Below are 18584 nucleotides of genomic sequence, written 5' to 3' on the forward strand. Positions count from 1 at the left end.
AGAGATTGGTTGCGGGGGCTGGATTTGAACCAACGACCTTCGGGTTATGAGCCCGACGAGCTACCAAGCTGCTCCACCCCGCGTCCGATTTTTCACCTGTTTTAAGTTGGGTGACAACTATTTTTATCCATCGCCGTAGCCATGAATATCACTTCTCTACCAAGTAAAAAAGTGGAGCGACACACGAGGTTCGAACTCGTGACCTCAACCTTGGCAAGGTTGCGCTCTACCAGCTGAGCTAGTGTCGCATCACATCTCTTTAAAAGAGATTGGTTGCGGGGGCCGGATTTGAACCAACGACCTTCGGGTTATGAGCCCGACGAGCTACCAAGCTGCTCCACCCCGCGTCCGATTTTTATCGAAAGGAAACAAACGCGTTATCTCCTTTCGAGGCTGCGCATTATACGACTAAAATTGACTGATGCAAGACTTCTGCAGAAAAAAACGAATAAAGTTTTTCAAGTGCCGATTTAACCATCAAATTGTAAATATATTCTCTCGATAGTAGCGTAATTCATCAATTGAGTCGCGAATATCATCAAGTGCTAAGTGACTACCTTTTTTATTAAGCCCATCTAATAATTCAGGTTTCCATCGGCGCGTTAATTCTTTTAGGGTACTGACATCTAAATAACGGTAATGGAAGTACTGCTCAAGCTCAGGCATATGCTTGTATAAGAAACGACGATCCTGACCAATACTGTTACCACAAATAGGTGAAGATCCTTTAGGAACCCACTGCTCTAAAAATGCAATTGTTTGTGCAACCGCTTGTTGCTCTGTCACGGTACTTTTACGAATACGCTCAACTAAACCACTATTTGTATGCGTATTTGTGCACCAATCATCCATTTTATCCAACTCAGCTTCAGGCTGATGGATCGCAAGTACAGGGCCTTCCGCTAAAATATTGAGTTGAGGATCAGTAACAATTGTCGCTATTTCAATGATTTTATGGGTTTCTGGATCTAATCCTGTCATTTCAAGATCGATCCAAATGAGATTCTTGTCGCTGATTGTCATTCGATATTGCCTATTTTGTGACTAAACCATGTATGATAATACCGAAAGCTAACCAAATTGAATGATATTCTTGTGGCAAAAAAGAAAAAGCTAACTAAAGGTCAGAGCCGACGCGTCCGCTCAAACCAAAATAAACGCCTAACTCGCGAGAAAAATGACGTCCAATGGGATGAGTCATTATTAGAAAATGCGCGAGAAGGACTGGTGATCACTCGTTTCGGCCAACATGCTGATGTCGAAGATCCCGAAACAGGCATAATTCATCGCTGTAACTTACGTCGCAGCATTCAAAGTCTCGTCTCTGGCGATCGTGTTGTTTGGCGTCCAGGAGTTGAAGCCTTACAAGGTATTGCTGGCGTGGTGGAAGCAGTGCATGAGCGCCAATCAATGCTGACTCGTCCTGATTATTATGATGGCGTAAAAGCAGTCGCAGCCAACGTTGACCGTATTGTTATCGTCTCAGCTATTTTACCAGAGCTATCGCTTAACATAATCGACCGCTATATTATTGCCGCAGAAACTATCGGCATTAAGCCGCTTATTGTCGTAAATAAAGTCGATTTATTGAGTGCAGACGAGCGTAAAAATGTTGAACAAAAACTCGCACAATACGAGAAGATTGGTTATCACGTTCGCCTTGTCAGTACCGATACAGGCGAAGGCTTAGATGGCTTAAAGCAAGACTTAAAAGATCATACCAGTATTTTTGCTGGCCAATCGGGTGTGGGCAAATCAAGTATGGTTAATGCCTTAATGCCTGAAGTTGAAGCTGATATCGGTGATGTTTCAAGTAACTCAGGGTTAGGCCAACATACCACGACAGCAGCACGTTTATATCACTTTGAAGAAGGTGGTGATCTGATTGATTCACCAGGAGTGCGTGAGTTTGGCTTATGGCACTTAGAATCAGAGCAAGTAACAGAAGCTTTCGTTGAATTTCGTGATTACCTTGGCGGGTGTAAATTCCGCGATTGTAAACATAAAAACGATCCGGGCTGTATTTTGCGTGAAGCCGTTGAAAAAGGTGAAATTAGCCAAGACCGTTTCAATAGCTACCATAAGATCATTGAAAGCATGTCGGAAAATGTTGCTAACCGCCAATTTTCTCGCAACAAGCCTGACTGATCCCCTCCCAAAGAGAGTACCTATACTCTCTTTGGGATGCTCTTCATTTTTGGACTCGACTCTCAAACTCTTAGCCACCCATGCAGATAACCTGACTTTCCTCTAAGAGTTAGGTATCATTGCCTGTTCGGGTTGTTCTTTGTCTCTGACATAAGCAGCTAGATTATTGATTAAGTGGTATTTTTCGGAAGATTAATTGTGCTAGATAAGATAAAAATCGGCCTGCAATATTGTACGCCAAAGCATGCGCTAACACGTTTAGTGGGCAAACTGGCTTCATTAGAAGGCGGCAAAGTCACCACAGCGATTATTCGTTGGTTCATCAAACAATACAATGTTGATATGGCAGAAGCACGTAATCCCGATCCTACGGCTTACCCAACGTTTAACGCTTTCTTTGTTCGTGAACTAAAAGATGGTGCGCGTCCAATTAATGAAGATACACGTATCATTAGCCACCCAGCAGATGCTTGCGTTAGCCAACTCGGTCCAATCAAAGAGGGCCGTTTATTCCAAGCTAAAGGTCACTACTTTGATGCTTGTGAACTATTAGGTGGTGATAAAAATCTTGCCGATGAATTTATGGGCGGTGATTTCGCGACACTATACTTATCACCGAGTGATTACCACCGTGTTCACATGCCATGCGATGGTATATTGCGCCAAATGATTTATGTACCCGGCGATCTGTTTTCAGTTAACCCGCTAACTGCAGAAAATGTCCCTAATCTATTTGCACGTAACGAGCGTGTTGTGTGTATTTTTGATACCGAGTTTGGTCCATTAGCACAAATACTGGTTGGTGCTACGATTGTGGGCAGTATTGAAACCACGTGGGCAGGAACAGTAACACCGCCAACAGGCCCAGAAGTACGTCGTTGGGATTACCCCGCAACAGGTACTGCAGCAATTAGCCTGAAAAAAGGTGAAGAAATGGGCCGCTTTAAGCTCGGCTCTACGGTGATCAACTTATTCCCTAAAGATGCGGTACGTTTTGTAGAGGAAATGAAACCACTGCAAACAACACGTATGGGTCAGCCTTACGCAGAGCAAATCTCCCAAAATCTGTAATAATAAATAAAAGAAAAAAGGGCTATATTAGCCCTTTTTTCTTATCCACAATACGGTAAACACTAAGCTCGAGTTGACGACGCCATGTAATCATCGATCAATCATTGCACTAAAGAATATGACATTTCCTCCACTCTCAATACCGTAAACTCTTAACAAAGATAATCTTATTTTCCTTTCTCTCGTATTCGACTTACCATCATACCTATCTAGAATAAATGCCGTTATGTCAGTCCTTAACCTGACAACACCAACGCGCCGCTTTTTCACTATATAAATGCGATATAACAAAGGTTTTCACATGATAAAAAAAGCATCTTTAGTTCTTCTTTCTCTCCTTGCAGGAGTGTCTCTAACTGCACAAGCCGCTGACTGGGGCTATGGCAAAAGCAACGAACACTGGGCTGAAAGCTATCCAATGTGCGGATTAGGTAAAAATCAAAGCCCAATTAACATCACTTCTGCACTGCAAACAAACCTTGCCCCACTGCGAATTGAGTATGACGGAAAAATCACAGATATCACCAATAATGGGCATACAGTGGAAGCACTCGTGAGTGGTGATAATAAGCTGATTGTGGATGGCGATACGTATACCTTGAAGCAAATTCATTTCCATACGCCATCTGAAAACTTAATCAACGGTAAGCAATACCCGTTAGAAGCGCACTTTGTGAATGTAGATGATAAAGGCAACATTGCCGTTATCGCAGTGATGTTTGAAAACGGCTTACGTGAGAACAATGCTCTTAGCTCTTTACTAAAAGATATCCCAACTAAAGGTAATACCATCGATTTCACCGATGATCTGAGCCCGAATAATCTTCTTCCTCGCGAGCGAGAGTACTATCAATTCAATGGCTCACTAACGACACCACCATGTACTGAAGGTGTTCGCTGGTTTGTTTTAGAAACACCACAATACAGCTCAAAAGATCAAACCGAGAAACTGCATCAAATCATGGGCAATAACAACCGACCAGTACAACCCATTAACGCGCGAATTATCGTTGAATAACCACGTAATGAGAACCACTTGCATTTAAGGTGTGAATTCTCTATATTAAATCATCAAAGATAAGACGCCTTGAAATCCTACTTGCGGACTATCTAAATGAATTAAAGCTGTTTTAGGTAAATTTGTGGTCGCCCTGATACCGCCCTCTGTTGATGTTTATCTGCACCTTGGAGGTATCGGTTAAATTTATCTTACGTAATAAAAAAGCACGGTAATAATGATAATTACCGTGCTTTTTTACGTTGATAACAAACGTAACGTCTCAACAATGTTGTCGGTTATGCTCGTTCAATAGGAAAGGCTGTCACTTTTTCAATGTGATCAAGTCCTAATGCCAACATGATCAACCGGTCGATACCTAAGGCGACACCCGCACAGTCAGGGAAACCAGCACGTAGCGCGTTAACCAAATTCATATCAATCGGTTGAGGCTTTAATCCCATCTCTAAACGCTTTTGATTATCTTGCTCAAAACGTTGTAATTGCTCATCACCATTCGCTAACTCATGAAAGCCATTCGCCAGTTCAATGCCTTTAAAATACACCTCAAAGCGCTCTGCCACACGAGGATCAGTTGGGTTAATTTGCGCCAATGCCGCTTGCGAGGCAGGAAAGTCATAAACAAAAGCTGGTACATGCTGACCAATTTTACCTTCAACGCCAATGCTAAATAGCAACTGTAATAAGGTATCGCGATCGTCTTCAGGTTCAGCGATATCAGACAGCCCAAGATTTGCAGCCACCGCTTTAAGTTCCGTCATTGTGCCAGTTAAAGGACACACGCCAAGCTGGTTAATAAACGCCTGTTGGTAGGTCATCTTCTCAGCGGCACCACAACCTAAAACTAACTGCAGTAAGTCATTCATTTCATCCATGAGCAAATGATGATCAAAGTTAGGACGGTACCACTCTAACATGGTGAATTCGGGGTTATGGTAACGACCCGATTCTTCATTACGAAAAGATTTGCAAATCTGATAAATCGCCCCACTTCCCGAGGAAAGTAATCGTTTCATATGAAATTCAGGGCTAGTCATTAAAAATAACATTTGCCCATCAGCATACCCAGGCCCTACAAATTCGGTTTGAAAAGTATGTAGGTGTACATCCGTCACCGTTGCTTGGCTCATGGCTGGAGTATCGACCTCCATCACCTCACGAGCGGCGAAAAACTGACGAATAACCGCTAACAGATGAGCGCGTTTTTTGAGTTGCTCAATAGACGCAGTAGGTTGCCAAGTAGACATAAACTTTCTTCTTTAATGAAATTGATTAATGCTCACATTTTATCAGAGCTCAGCAATAAACGTCGCAGATTCCCACAAGAGATCACAACAAAGTCTCTATGACTGATAAAGATATGAATAAATTATGAAAAAATAGCTTCTCTTTTTTTCTCTGATGAAAACTTAATATTTAATCACCAGCTTACAACACCCACATCCCCGCAACTAAAGCATCACTTTATTTGTCTTTCTTATCATCAAGTTAAAAAGCACCCCCAATAAAAACAAAATAACCGCCACACATCAATTAACATTTAATAAACATAAAAACCAATAAATACAAAGAGATAACAATTTAAAAACATGATCGATTGTGACAAATATCACAGGTTTTGTAATCTTCTTACATTTTTTGACTATTTCGGTAAAAACCTGCGTCTAAATCAATTTATCTAATCACAGGGTTTCATAGAATGCGCTCAGGATTTCAAGGATAGATGCGCCACGCGCATCTTTTCAATTTTTACCGTCTTACCTTCGGAGGATAGCTGTGAAGACTATTACCACAGATATCGCTGTAATCGGCGCAGGTGGTGCAGGCCTACGTTCTGCCATCGCTGCTGCAGAAGCTAACCCAGAACTAGAAATTGCACTGATCTCAAAAGTGTATCCAATGCGTTCGCACACTGTTGCGGCTGAAGGTGGCTCTGCTGCCGTGATCAAGGACGAAGATAGCTTAGATAATCACTTCAACGATACCGTTGGCGGTGGTGACTGGCTATGTGAACAGGACGTTGTGGAATATTTCGTTGAGAACGCCACTCGCGAAATGATCCAGATGGAACAGTGGGGGTGCCCATGGAGCCGTAAAGAAAACGGTGAAGTAAACGTTCGTCGTTTTGGTGGTATGAAAGTAGAACGTACATGGTTTGCTGCAGATAAGACTGGCTTCCACATGCTGCACACCTTATTCCAAACCTCGATTAAGTATTCTCAAATCAAACGTTTTGATGAATATTTTGTGGTTGATCTTTTAGTTGAAGATGGTGAAGTACAAGGTCTAATTGCAATCCACATGTCTGAAGGCGAATTGATTTGTATTAAAGCAAAGTCAGTGATCCTTGCAACGGGTGGTGCAGGTCGTGTTTACCACTGTAATACTAACGGTGGCATTGTAACTGGCGATGGTATGGCAATGGCGTACCGTCACGGTATTCCACTACGTGATATGGAATTCGTACAATATCACCCAACAGGTCTTCCTGGCACAGGGATCCTGATGACAGAGGGCTGTCGTGGTGAAGGCGGTATCATTGTAAATAAAAACGGTTACCGTTACTTGCAAGACTACGGCATGGGCCCTGAAACACCTGTCGGCCAACCAAAGAACAAATACATGGAATTAGGCCCTCGTGACAAAGTGTCACAGGCTTTCTGGCATGAACAACAAAAGGGTAACACCATCAAGCACCCACTTGGTGATGTGGTACACCTAGATCTACGCCATCTTGGTGAAGAATACTTGCATGAACGTCTACCGTTCATCTGTGAATTAGCAAAAGCCTATGTCAACGTCGATCCTGCAAAAGAGCCGATCCCAATTCGCCCTACTGTTCACTACACCATGGGTGGTATTGAAACAAATGGCGAATGTGAAACTCGCATTAAAGGTTTATTTGCTGTGGGTGAGTGTGCATCTGTCGGTCTTCACGGCGCCAACCGTTTAGGTTCTAACTCATTAGCAGAGTTCGTGGTATTTGGTCGTGTTGCTGGTGAGCACGCGGTTAAACGTGCCGAGGAATTCAAAGGTTGGAATGACGCATCGATCAATGCACAAATTGATGCAGTTCAAGCACGTATTGATGCCCTAATGGCACAAGAAGGTGATGAGAACTGGGCAGAGATCCGCACTGAAATGGGTCACACCATGGAAGCGGGTTGTGGTATCTATCGCCAAGAAGATTTAATGCAGGCAACGATTGATAAGCTAGCGGAGCTAAAAGAGCGTTACAAGCGCATCTCCATTCAAGATAAAGGCAAAGTCTTTAATACCGATCTGCTATACGCAATTGAAATTGGTTACGGCCTAGAAGTGGCTGAAGCGATGGCACACTCAGCAATAAATCGTAGAGAGTCTCGTGGTGCACACCAACGCCTTGATGACGGTTGTACTGAACGTGATGATGTGAACTACCTAAAACACACGTTAGCGTTTTACAACAATGGCGCAGCACCAATTATCGATTACAGCCATGTAACGATCACCAAATCTCAACCTAAAGCACGTCTATATGGTGCTGCCGCTGACGAAGCTGCAGCAAAAGACTCTGCTGAAAAACTAGCAGCCACAGAGCAACAAGAGGAAAAGGCATAATGTCAGCGACTCGCATTCAATCAGTTGAAATTCTGCGTTATGACCCAGCAAAAGACGCAGAACCGTACCTAGAACAATTCGAAGTACCGTTCAATGAAACCATGTCTGTTCTTGATGCGCTTGGTTACATTAAAGACCACCTAGATAAGGATTTATCCTACCGTTGGTCTTGTCGTATGGCTATCTGTGGCTCTTGCGGCATGATGGTAAATGGCGTGCCAAAACTTGCTTGTAAGAGCTTTTTACGTGACTACCCTAACGGTGTAAAAATTGAGCCATTAGCAAATTTTGCGATTGAAAAAGATTTAATTGTCGATATGACGCCATTTATTGAGCGTCTTGAAGCGATTAAGCCATACATTATTGGTAACGATCGCACACCTGAAGATGGTACAAACCTACAAACACCAGAGCAAATGGCGAAATACAAGCAATTTGCAGGCTGTATTAACTGTGGTCTGTGCTACGCCGCGTGTCCTCAGTTTGGTTTAAACCCTGAATTTATTGGCCCAGCAGCATTGACTCTGGCTCATCGCTACAACCTTGATAGCCGTGACAATGGTAAAGATGAACGTATGGCGCTTATCAATGGTGAAAACGGTGCTTGGGGTTGTACATTCGTAGGTTACTGTTCTGAAGTCTGTCCTAAGAGTGTTGATCCAGCTGCGGCTGTTAACCAAGGCAAAGTGGAATCTTCTAAAGATTTCGTTATTGCAATGATCAAACCAATGGAGGCATAAGGATGAGCAACCGTAAACCTTACGTTCGTGAAATGAAGCGTACTTGGTGGAAAGACAGCGCTTTCTATCGCTTCTACATGATCCGCGAAGCAACAGTACTACCTTTGATCTTTTTTACAATCTGCTTAACATTCGGTTTAGGTAGCCTAGTTAAAGGTCCTGAAGCATGGCAAGGCTGGTTAGATTTCATGGCTAACCCTATTGTGATTATTTTAAATATTCTTGCCCTAGCAGGTAGCCTATTCCACGCATTCACCTACTTCAATATGATGCCGCAAGTTGTGCCTATTCGTATTAAAGGCAAATTGCTTGATAAGAAAATTATCATTCTTGCTCAGTGGGCTGTTGTTGCTGTTATTACCTTGTTTGTTCTTGCGATAGTTTAAGGAGTCCGTCGTGGTTAATTTACATCCTAAACGTTCTGACGAGCCAGTATGGTGGAGTCTGTTCGGTGCTGGCGGTACTTGGTTTGCAATGATCACACCGGTTACGATTTTAGTACTCGGTATTCTTGTTCCTCTTGGCATTATTAGCCCAGAAGCAACGACTTACGATCGCGCAGCAGATTTCGCAACCAGCTTTATTGGTGCCCTGTTTGTTATCGCAACTCTGTCGCTACCAATGTGGCATGCGATGCACCGTTTGCACCACGGTATGCATGATTTAAAAATCCATGCAGGTGTGGTCGGTAAGATCGCTTGTTACGCATTTGCGTTTTTGATCACCGCCCTATCCATCATTTTTGTATTCATGATTTAAACTGTATACAAAAACACAAAAAGCACCGCAAGCGGTGCTTTTTTATTATCTAAATTTTATGATAGCAACCCTTTCTAATTTACCTTTTTCCATCAATATCAAAAAATAGAAACAAAAAAGGCCGCTTACGCGACCTTTTCATCGTTAATAATATAACGACCTTATAAACCGATTAATTACTTAACACGGCTTACGTATTCACCAGAGCGAGTATCAACTTTGATCACTTCGCCGATAGCGATAAATAGAGGTACACGAACAACAGCACCCGTACTTAGTGTTGCTGGCTTACCGCCAGTACCTTGTGTATCACCTTTAAGACCAGGATCTGTCTCAGTCACTTCTAGCTCAACGAAGTTTGGTGGAGTAACAGCAATTGGGTTACCGTTCCAAAGTGTTAGCGTACAAGTGTTGTTTTCAACTAACCACTTAGCATTCTCACCAACCGCTTTAACGTCAGCAGCAATTTGCTCAAACGTTTCGTTGTTCATGAAGTGGTAGAATTCACCATCATTGTATAGGTAATCAAGATCAGTATCGATTACGTCCGCAGCTTCAACTGATTCACCTGATTTAAAAGTCTTCTCTAAAACTTTACCAGAAATAAGTTTACGGATTCGTACGCGGTTGAACGCTTGACCTTTACCAGGCTTAACAAATTCGTTTTCGATAATGACACATGGTTCATTATCTAGCATAATTTTCATTCCGCCGCGGAATTCATTGGTGCTGAAAGACGCCATTCTAATCCTCTTAACATCTTCGAGTTGTATTTAATGTCGCATATCATACCCCTAAACGTGCCATCTGTTGAGCAAAACTGGCTTAATGATCTATCGAATGCGATATCTGATCCCTTTCAGTTACTCAAATTGCTCAAAATTGATCCCACACCATGGGAAAATGGCCTCGCCGCAAGGAAGCTGTTTGCGCTACGTGTTCCATTGAGCTTTGTTGATAAAATGGAAATCGGCAACCCACATGACCCACTTTTACGTCAAATTTTACCCTTAGAGCAAGAATTCGAAGTTCACCAAGGTTACTCTGTCGATCCCCTAGAAGAGCAGCAGAACGATATTCCAGGGTTACTGCATAAATACCACAATCGTGTATTGCTGATAGTCAAAGGTGGCTGTGCGGTCAACTGCCGTTATTGTTTCCGTCGTCATTTTCCATATAGCGACAATAAAGGTAACAAGCATCAATGGCAGCAGAGCCTGGCGTACATCGCCGCCCATCCTGAAATCAATGAAGTGATTTTATCCGGTGGCGACCCGTTAATGGCTAAAGATCATGAGCTCCAATGGCTTGTTGAGCATATTTCAGCAATACCTCATATCAAGCGCCTACGTATCCACAGCAGGCTACCAGTGGTGATCCCTAACCGTATTACCGATAGCTTGTGTCAAATACTGGCAGAGACGCGTTTACAAACGATTTTGGTGACTCATATTAATCATGCCAACGAAATCGATGATGCGCTAAAAACAGCAATGCAGAAGCTAAAACAAGCCAATGTCACCTTACTTAACCAAGGCGTACTGCTAAAAGGCATTAATGACTCGGTAAAGACATTAACAGACCTTAGCGAAGCATTATTTGATGCAGGTATTCAGCCTTATTACCTCCACGTTTTAGACCGCGTACAAGGCGCTGCGCATTATATGGTAGATGATGAAACGGCTCGTCAATTAATGGCCGGATTAATCACCCAAGTCTCAGGGTATCTCGTCCCTAAACTCACCAGAGAAGTCGGTGGACGAGCAAGTAAAACGCCGCTGGACTTACTGCTTGAATAGGCCATAAACCCAACAGCAACACGAAAAAGACGATTAAATCGTCTTTTTTTACACCAAAAACAAAATAAAAACCTTTTCGAATTAATTACACCAAAAAGGTGACCACACTATAACAATCACTTAAAGTAACATGATAAACCAATCATAACACATTGATTATTAAAAACTAAAATAACACGTACAGCTTTTCCAGTAAAATAACAACTAAGCATAGGTAACGTGATGTTCTTTTTACTTACATTAAAAAGAACATCACGTTACTTTTACTTATTCGATAAATAAATTTATCCAACACAATCAAAAAAAATCATCTTTACGGCTATCGATTTTTTATTGTTTTAAGCGCATAGTCGCGACTCATACAGCGGCATATATTTAACAAGTTCGCCAAACTTAACGCTGCTGACTATCACCTCTTATTTGTCGCGAGTAACGCAATGAAAATTGGCATTTTGTCGCAAAACGCTAACCTATACTCCACCCGTCGCCTTGTTGAAGCTTGTGAGCAACGAGGACATGAAGCTGTGATTATTAATGCACTGCGTTGTTATATGAACATCAACTCTGTGCAGCCTTCAATTCACTTTGAGGGCAATGATTTAACAGGTTTTGATGCCATTATTCCGCGTATTGGCTCAGACATTACCTTTTATGGCTGCTCTGTATTACGTCAGTTTGAAATGATGGGTGTCTTCCCTGTCAATCAATCCATTGCTATTTCCCGTTCACGCGACAAACTACGTTCATTACAGTTATTAAGCCGCAAAGGTGTTGGTATGCCTGTTACCGGCTTTGCGAGTAAACCAGATGACGTACCTGATTTAATCAAAATGGTCGGTGGTGCACCTTTGGTTATTAAGTTATTAGAAGGTACTCAAGGGATTGGCGTAGTATTAGCTGAAACTCAAAAAGCAGCAGAGAGTGTGATTGAGGCTTTTATGGGCTTAAAAGCCAATATTATGGTTCAGGAATATATTAAAGAAGCCGGTGGCGCCGACATCCGTTGTTTTGTTATTGGCGATAAAGTCATTGCTTCAATGAAGCGCCAAGCAGCTGAAGGTGAGTTCCGCTCAAACCTACACCGTGGTGGGAGTGCATCACTGATCCGTATTACACCAGAAGAGCGTAAAACGGCGATTGCAGCAGCGAAAGCAATGGGATTAAGCGTGGCAGGTGTAGATTTACTGCGTTCTAACCGTGGTCCATTAATCATGGAAGTCAACTCATCACCAGGCCTTGAAGGCATTGAAGCCGCAACAGGTAAAGATATTGCTGGTATGATCATCGAATATATTGAAAAAAATGCCAACAAGAGCAAAAGGTTTCAATTAAATCAATAAGTTGAACTCGCCGTTGTTATATTTCATAACAACGGCAATTATGAACTAAAATAAAGATCAGCTTTTCACTTAAAATACAGCAAAAAGCAGAACAAAAACACCCACAAGTAAAAACCTCAGAATGCCAGCCTAACTTATTGATTATAAACAAATTAATTCTGTACAGCTTTTTAAGCTTTTTCCTCAGCAAACTAAAACTTTAATACCGCCAGGTTCTTTATGCCTTATTTATTATTAATATAGTTAGTAAGTAACAGCTTACCTCTTCACTGAAAAAAGCAAAGTTTGGAACAATATATCATCACATTCCTATAAATGTGATCGTTAAAACATCCACTAATCACTGATGAGATTAACACTATCAGACCGTTCAAAATTACGTTAACGTAGTACGTTATATAATGATGATGATATTAAAAATCAAAGGATTAACGATGACAGACTTTACCTATAACGTTGCTATGATTGAAGATGAAAAGCCTTTTGACATGGGACAGGTAAATACTAAAGATGTACCGGAAGAAGCCCTAGAGACTTATACAGAGATGCTTTCTCAGTTATTACAACAAGAAGATCCAAGTAAGCATTACGCAGGCTTTGGCTTTGAAGGGGCTGAAAAGTTAGCGTTTAGCGCTTTACCTATCACTGAACACGATCAAATTGGTGCAGGTATGGTTTACAACCCAGACGATAATGGTGAGAACTTAGTACTGGTTGGTCGTGTATTCTTCAGCATAAAGGATCGTACCGTATCTTTTAACATGGAAACTAACGCCGATGATGTATTAGTTCAAGGTGATATCGATTTACGTGGTTTCATCCAGTCGTTCATTATTTGCTTTATGGCTGCGTGGGTCTCATTAAATCAGGATAACCTGCCTAGCGAGAGCTAATAGACTCCCTTTTTGATATTCACTACGCCTCTGTCAATACAGGGGCGTTTTTATAACTAAACACCATCGTTTCCAGCCCTATCAGACATCAAAATCTCCTCTCCGAACTAACCTGTACAGCTAAATGTAAAAGTTACAGCTTTTTTATGCTCAAATACAGTCGCATTTATAGCGCCTTTTAATTTCCACATAACTCATTGAAATAAAACAACAAAAACAACGTACAGCTTTTGGGGCTTTTTTCTAGATGAGCAATAGTTCATAGAGGTTAATATACTAGAAAAATCATATTTATCGACCACGTCAAAGTCGATAGTTTGATTAAGTATTATTAAACCAATACTTATTGAACGCATTTTTAATCTTATTTCACAAAAAACATGCTCTAATATATTAATGGTAATTAAGTAGCTTAATTAAGTTTATAAACAATAAAAACACAAAACCACAATTTGCTTAAAAAGCTAGAAATATAAACTTTTATATGTTTATGAATTAAGAGGTAGTTATTGGTGTTTTTTAGATATAATACTGTACATAACTTTTTCTGATTACATGTTTGATTATAACAATCACGTCTTATTTTTATCTGAGTCTATTAGAGAGAACAGCAGGACAAAATGAACACCTTTATATAACAAGAACAGCAAATAGGTGTACACTTTCAACGGTATAAGCTAACACATCGTAACACTTACATAACTCATTGTTTTAAAATAACTTTATTTTTGTGCAGCTTTTTTAGGAATATTCCCGACAAACTATGTACAACAATAAAAACAATGTTACGTATATTGGTTCTATATTTATCAGGCAATAAAAAAGCCGAGCATCATGCTCGACTTTTCAAATAACTAAGAGAAAAATCTCTACTGTTATTAATGGGTTACATCATACCGCCCATGCCACCCATACCACCCATGCCGCCCATATCAGGCATTGCAGGAGTATCAGTCGCTTTGTCAGTAATCATTGCTTCTGTCGTGATCATAAGACCAGCAACAGATGCTGCGAACTGAAGTGCTGAACGAGTTACTTTTGTTGGGTCTAGGATACCCATTTCAATCATATCACCGTACTCGCCAGTTGCTGCGTTATAACCGTAGTTCGCTTCACCTGCACGTACATTATTAGCAACAACAGATTCTTCATCACCTGCGTTCTTCGTGATTTGACGGATAGGTGCTTCCATTGCACGAAGTGCTACACGGATACCCACGTTTTGCTCTTCGTTGTCGCCAGTAAGGCCTGCAACTTTAGATGCTGCGCGGATAAGTGCAACACCACCACCTGCAACAACGCCTTCTTCAACCGCTGCGCGAGTTGCGTGTAGTGCATCTTCTACGCGGTCTTTCTTCTCTTTCATTTCAACTTCAGTTGCTGCGCCAACTTTGATAACCGCTACGCCGCCAGCAAGTTTAGCGACACGCTCTTGAAGTTTTTCTTTGTCGTAGTCAGATGTTGCATCTTCAATTTGTTGACGAATTTGTGCAACACGACCTTGAATCATCGCTTCTTCACCAGAACCGTCGATGATTGTTGTGTTTTCTTTCGTGATAGTTACACGCTTAGCTTGACCAAGATCTTCTAGCTGAACTTTTTCTAGCTCAAGACCGATCTCTTCAGAAATCACGGTACCTGCTGTTAGTACTGCGATATCTTGAAGCATTGCTTTACGACGGTCACCGAAACCAGGTGCTTTAACAGCGGCCACTTTCACGATGCCACGCATGTTGTTCACAACTAATGTTGCTAGCGCTTCACCTTCAACGTCTTCTGCGATGATAAGTAGAGGACGAGATGCTTTAGCAACGCCTTCTAATGCAGGAAGAAGTTCACGGATATTTGATACTTTCTTATCAACCAATAGGATGAATGGGCTTTCTAAATCAACAGAACCCGCTTCTTGGTTGTTGATGAAGTATGGAGATAGGTAGCCACGGTCAAACTGCATACCTTCAACAACGTCTAGTTCGTCTTGAAGTGCTTGGCCTTCTTCAACGGTGATAACGCCATCACGGCCTACTTTTTCCATCGCTTCAGCAATTAGGTTACCCACAGTTGCATCAGAGTTCGCAGAGATTGTACCTACTTGTGCGATAGCTTTTGTATCAGCACATGGAACAGATAGCGCTTTTAGCTCTTCAACCGCAGCAATAACCGCTTTGTCGATACCGCGCTTAAGATCCATAGGGTTCATACCCGCAGCGACTGCTTTTAGACCTTCAGCGATGATCGCTTGTGCAAGTACTGTTGCTGTTGTTGTGCCGTCACCCGCCGCATCGTTAGCTTGTGATGCAACTTCTTTCACCATTTGTGCGCCCATGTTCTGGAATTTATCTTCCAGTTCAATTTCACGCGCAACAGAAACACCATCTTTAGTAATCGTTGGTGCACCAAATGATTTGTCTAGTACAACGTTACGGCCTTTAGGACCTAATGTTACTTTTACTGCGTCAGCTAGAATGTTGACACCTTCTAGCATTTTAATTCGTGCGTCGTTACCAAATTTAACGTCTTTAGCAGCCATCTTGCGTTTCCTTTCTTAATTTTTAATTCGATGTGATCGGATTATTCAACGATTGCCATGATGTCATTTTCAGACATGATTAGAACTTCTTTGCCATCGATCTTTTCAGTCTTAGTGCCGTAGCCTTCAGCAAAGATAACAGTGTCGCCAACTTTAACGTCAAGTGGCTGAACAGAACCGTTTTCTAAAATACGACCTTTGCCTACTGCAAGTACTTTGCCGCGTGTTGATTTTTCAGCCGCAGAACCTGTTAATACAATGCCGCCAGCAGACTTAGATTCAACTTCTTGGCGCTCAACGATAACACGGTCGTGTAAAGGACGAATATTCATCGGTCGTCTCTCCTGATAATTGGTAATTTCCATACATGAATGTACACACAAACTGATGTTTGGCGACTTTTCTATTATCTAAACATGTTGGGTCTAATATGAGAGAACCCAAGGTGTAGACCAATTTTTTTTCATTATTTATTTGAGAACTTTTGCCCGATCACATTCTTTGCATTAGGGTATGCAAGCATCCTTACAATGAGACCGCTATGGAAACCAACAACAAGCCTGATAAATACGGCTTATTATCCGATCCGATCCCAGATGCATTACGCCGTTTAGCTGTACCAATGGTATTCGGTATGATTGCTATTTTAATGTTTAATCTGGTTGATACATTTTTTATCTCACTACTTGGCACCAATGCATTAGCCGCGGTCAGTTTTACATTTCCCGTTACCTTTGGTCTGAACTGTATCACCATGGGCATGAGTGTTGGGATCTCCACCAGCATTGGACGTTTACTCGGAAGTGGTGATACCAAAAGTGCAGCAAGACTTACCACACATGGTTTATTGCTTGCCGTTATTTTAATGGTGTTAGGTTCAACCGTTGGGTGGCTAACGATAGATCCACTCTTTTCCTTAATGGGCGCCAGTGCGGATTTACTGCCAATCATCCACGAATATATGACTGTGTGGTACATCGCAATCCCCTTATTGGTGATCCCTATGACGGGTAACAGTGCAATACGCGCAACAGGCGATGCCAAAAGCCCAGCTAAAATTATGATCATAGCTGGTTTAATTAACGGTATCCTCGATCCTTTATTGATCTTTGGTTACGGGCCGTTTCCAGAATTAGGAGTGAAAGGCGCTGCTATCTCAAGCGGGATCAGTTGGGCTGTAGCATTAACCGCATCATTGTATTTGCTCCATCGCCGTGAAAAATTACTCACAATGCCAGTCCTCCTAAAATTAAAATCTGATTGGCAGCAGATTTTACATATTGGCGCGCCTGCTGGATTATCAAACGCACTCAATCCATTATCGAGCGCTCTATTAATGTCATTGCTTGCCGCGCAAGGTACCGCATCAGTTGCCGCATTCGGTGCCGCGATGCGTATTGAATCAATTTTAGTGATAGGGATGATGGCATTGGGCTCTGCATTAATGCCGTTTATGGCGCAAAACCTTGGCGCCAATAAACCGGAACGGGCTTTTAAGGCGCTTTTTACTGCCATGCATTTTGCGATTTTATTCCAACTGTTGATTTTTATCGCCATGGTGCCACTCAGTGTGCCATTAGCTTCACTGTTTTCTCGTGATGCCACAGTACAACATCAACTGTGGCATTATTTATTAGTCGTACCAGCTAGTTATGGTTTACAAGCAGTATGTATGCTACTCATTAGCGCGCTCAATGCATTACATAAAACCGTCAACGCACTGATTTGGAACCTGTTACGTTTATTTGGTTTTCTGCTACCAAGCGCTTGGGTAGGCAGCTTGTACTATGGTACGAAAGGGCTCTTTATCGGCATCTCCATTGCCAATGTTATTGGTGGTATTTGTGCTTATTTGTATGCGCGGCGATTACGAAAAACAACCTTATCTTCGCTCGTTATCCCCTCTAAAATATGAATAGTGTAAATATAAAAAAGGCAGCTAACGCTGCCTTTTTTATTAATAACTTTTTATATACTACGTTTAAAGACCTACTTTAAACGTGGGTTTTGATGGTTGTTATTTTGATCATCTTTACGTTCAAATTCACCATCGAAAACATCACCATTATCATTTTTATGACTAAACGGCCCAGTTGATTGCCCATCAAACCCCGAGCTAAAACCGCCACCAAACTGATTAAAGTTGCTCTGCACTTTTACGCGCTGCATCAATTGCTGTGCAATTTTGGCACGAATAGGCGGCAGTAAAATACACATGCCTAATGCATCTGTCATAAATCCAGGCGTAAGCAATAACACTCCAGCAACGGCTAACAGTACACCTTCAACAATTTCTTGTGCTGGCATTTGCCCTTGCTGCATCTTTGTTTGTACAGACATTAATGTCGCTAATCCTTGGCTACGTACCAAAGAAGCCCCAACCACGGCAGTAATAAACACTAGCATCATGGTCGGCCAAAAACCTAAAAAGCCACCGACCTGAATAAATAGACCAATTTCAATCATTGGAACGGCGATAAAAAGCAGCATTAATATTGCAAACACACCTAACCTCTTTTTTATAACGTATCGGTATTCAAAACGCTGAATGACTCAATATAGTATTACATGTTTAAACGCTAAATACCGTGTCGCCTAAGATAAAAAATCGTTAACAAATAATTCAACAGTTCTTTTTGCACTAAACCTTAAATACACATTTCCCCCTCAAACAACTTGTTCATAT

17 protein-coding genes and 3 tRNA genes are annotated in these 18584 nt (G+C 41.7%); 11 read left to right on the forward strand and 9 right to left on the reverse strand.

Translation table 11 applies throughout. From position 1 onward, the window contains the following. Positions 1 to 6: 6 nt before the first annotated feature. From C9J46_RS17005 to orn, 4 genes are all read right to left on the reverse strand, one after another. Positions 7 to 83: transfer RNA gene (locus C9J46_RS17005), tRNA-Met, on the reverse strand. Positions 84 to 172: 89 nt separating this feature from the next. Next, positions 173 to 248: transfer RNA gene (locus tag C9J46_RS17010), tRNA-Gly, on the reverse strand. A gap of 22 nt (positions 249 to 270) precedes the next feature. Next, a tRNA-Met gene (locus tag C9J46_RS17015) sits at positions 271 to 347 on the reverse strand. 130 nt (positions 348 to 477) lie between these two features. Beyond that, the gene (orn, locus tag C9J46_RS17020) at positions 478 to 1023 is read right to left on the reverse strand and encodes an oligoribonuclease (protein WP_107207996.1); all 546 of its coding nucleotides are present in this window, start codon (positions 1021 to 1023) and stop codon (positions 478 to 480) included. Positions 1024 to 1095: 72 nt separating this feature from the next. On the opposite strand from orn, the gene rsgA reads away from it, so the two are divergent. The 3 genes from rsgA (at position 1096) to C9J46_RS17035 (ending at position 4237) form a co-directional block, all read left to right on the forward strand. Then, positions 1096 to 2148, forward strand: a complete 1053-nt coding sequence (gene rsgA / locus C9J46_RS17025; protein WP_107207995.1) for a small ribosomal subunit biogenesis GTPase RsgA — start codon at positions 1096 to 1098, stop codon at positions 2146 to 2148. Positions 2149 to 2346: 198 nt separating this feature from the next. Further along, positions 2347 to 3219, forward strand: a complete 873-nt coding sequence (gene asd / locus C9J46_RS17030; protein WP_107287995.1) for an archaetidylserine decarboxylase — start codon at positions 2347 to 2349, stop codon at positions 3217 to 3219. A gap of 301 nt (positions 3220 to 3520) precedes the next feature. Beyond that, positions 3521 to 4237: a carbonic anhydrase gene (locus C9J46_RS17035; RefSeq protein WP_107247324.1), complete on the forward strand. Its 717-nt coding sequence runs from the start codon at positions 3521 to 3523 to the stop codon at positions 4235 to 4237. A gap of 278 nt (positions 4238 to 4515) precedes the next feature. Here the strand turns inward: C9J46_RS17035 and epmA are convergent, their stop codons facing one another. Further along, positions 4516 to 5484, reverse strand: coding sequence for an elongation factor P--(R)-beta-lysine ligase (epmA, locus tag C9J46_RS17040; protein ID WP_107291268.1), 969 nt, complete (start codon positions 5482 to 5484; stop codon positions 4516 to 4518). 529 nt (positions 5485 to 6013) lie between these two features. Between epmA and frdA the strand changes: the two genes are divergently transcribed. Genes frdA through frdD form a run of 4 tightly spaced genes read left to right on the forward strand, consistent with a single transcriptional unit; the run spans position 6014 to position 9336 of the window. After that, positions 6014 to 7837: a fumarate reductase (quinol) flavoprotein subunit gene (frdA, locus tag C9J46_RS17045; protein WP_107207991.1), complete on the forward strand. Its 1824-nt coding sequence runs from the start codon at positions 6014 to 6016 to the stop codon at positions 7835 to 7837. Further along, positions 7837 to 8577, forward strand: coding sequence for a succinate dehydrogenase/fumarate reductase iron-sulfur subunit (locus C9J46_RS17050; protein ID WP_107207990.1), 741 nt, complete (start codon positions 7837 to 7839; stop codon positions 8575 to 8577). Before frdA ends, C9J46_RS17050 begins: the two co-directional genes overlap by 1 nt. Positions 8578 to 8579: 2 nt before the next feature. Further along, positions 8580 to 8963 (forward strand): fumarate reductase subunit FrdC, encoded by a 384-nt coding sequence (gene frdC / locus C9J46_RS17055; RefSeq protein WP_107207989.1) that lies wholly within the window; start codon positions 8580 to 8582, stop codon positions 8961 to 8963. Between the two features lie 10 nt (positions 8964 to 8973). Beyond that, positions 8974 to 9336 carry a fumarate reductase subunit FrdD gene (gene frdD / locus C9J46_RS17060; protein ID WP_107291269.1) on the forward strand — a complete coding sequence of 121 codons (363 nt, stop codon included), beginning with the start codon at positions 8974 to 8976 and terminating at the stop codon, positions 9334 to 9336. Between the two features lie 176 nt (positions 9337 to 9512). On the opposite strand, the gene efp is transcribed toward frdD, so the two are convergent. Continuing rightward, on the reverse strand, positions 9513 to 10079 hold the full coding sequence (gene efp / locus C9J46_RS17065) for an elongation factor P (protein WP_008986072.1): 567 nt from the start codon (positions 10077 to 10079) through the stop codon (positions 9513 to 9515). Between the two features lie 33 nt (positions 10080 to 10112). Between efp and epmB the strand changes: the two genes are divergently transcribed. The 3 genes from epmB (at position 10113) to C9J46_RS17080 (ending at position 13368) form a co-directional block, all read left to right on the forward strand. Further along, the gene (gene epmB, locus C9J46_RS17070) at positions 10113 to 11135 is read left to right on the forward strand and encodes an EF-P beta-lysylation protein EpmB (RefSeq protein WP_107207987.1); all 1023 of its coding nucleotides are present in this window, start codon (positions 10113 to 10115) and stop codon (positions 11133 to 11135) included. Positions 11136 to 11572: 437 nt separating this feature from the next. Then, complete coding sequence (gene rimK / locus C9J46_RS17075) at positions 11573 to 12475, forward strand: 30S ribosomal protein S6--L-glutamate ligase (protein ID WP_045137470.1); 903 nt, start codon at positions 11573 to 11575, stop codon at positions 12473 to 12475. Between the two features lie 434 nt (positions 12476 to 12909). Beyond that, positions 12910 to 13368 carry a molecular chaperone GroEL gene (locus C9J46_RS17080; RefSeq protein ID WP_107260822.1) on the forward strand — a complete coding sequence of 153 codons (459 nt, stop codon included), beginning with the start codon at positions 12910 to 12912 and terminating at the stop codon, positions 13366 to 13368. Positions 13369 to 14254: 886 nt separating this feature from the next. On the opposite strand, the gene groL is transcribed toward C9J46_RS17080, so the two are convergent. Continuing rightward, the gene (gene groL, locus C9J46_RS17085) at positions 14255 to 15898 is read right to left on the reverse strand and encodes a chaperonin GroEL (RefSeq protein ID WP_105061388.1); all 1644 of its coding nucleotides are present in this window, start codon (positions 15896 to 15898) and stop codon (positions 14255 to 14257) included. A 41-nt stretch (positions 15899 to 15939) separates the two neighbouring features. Further along, entirely contained in the window at positions 15940 to 16230 is a 291-nt protein-coding gene (locus C9J46_RS17090; protein WP_005372610.1) for a co-chaperone GroES, read from the reverse strand. Between the two features lie 209 nt (positions 16231 to 16439). On the opposite strand from C9J46_RS17090, the gene C9J46_RS17095 reads away from it, so the two are divergent. Beyond that, positions 16440 to 17813 carry an MATE family efflux transporter gene (locus C9J46_RS17095; protein ID WP_107247319.1) on the forward strand — a complete coding sequence of 458 codons (1374 nt, stop codon included), beginning with the start codon at positions 16440 to 16442 and terminating at the stop codon, positions 17811 to 17813. A gap of 74 nt (positions 17814 to 17887) precedes the next feature. Here the strand turns inward: C9J46_RS17095 and C9J46_RS17100 are convergent, their stop codons facing one another. Further along, on the reverse strand, positions 17888 to 18403 hold the full coding sequence (locus tag C9J46_RS17100) for an FxsA family protein (protein ID WP_107207977.1): 516 nt from the start codon (positions 18401 to 18403) through the stop codon (positions 17888 to 17890). Between the last annotated feature and the right edge of the window lie 181 nt (positions 18404 to 18584).

Origin of the sequence: Photobacterium sp. GB-36 (assembly GCF_003026135.1) — a bacterium.
GTDB lineage: Bacteria > Pseudomonadota > Gammaproteobacteria > Enterobacterales > Vibrionaceae > Photobacterium.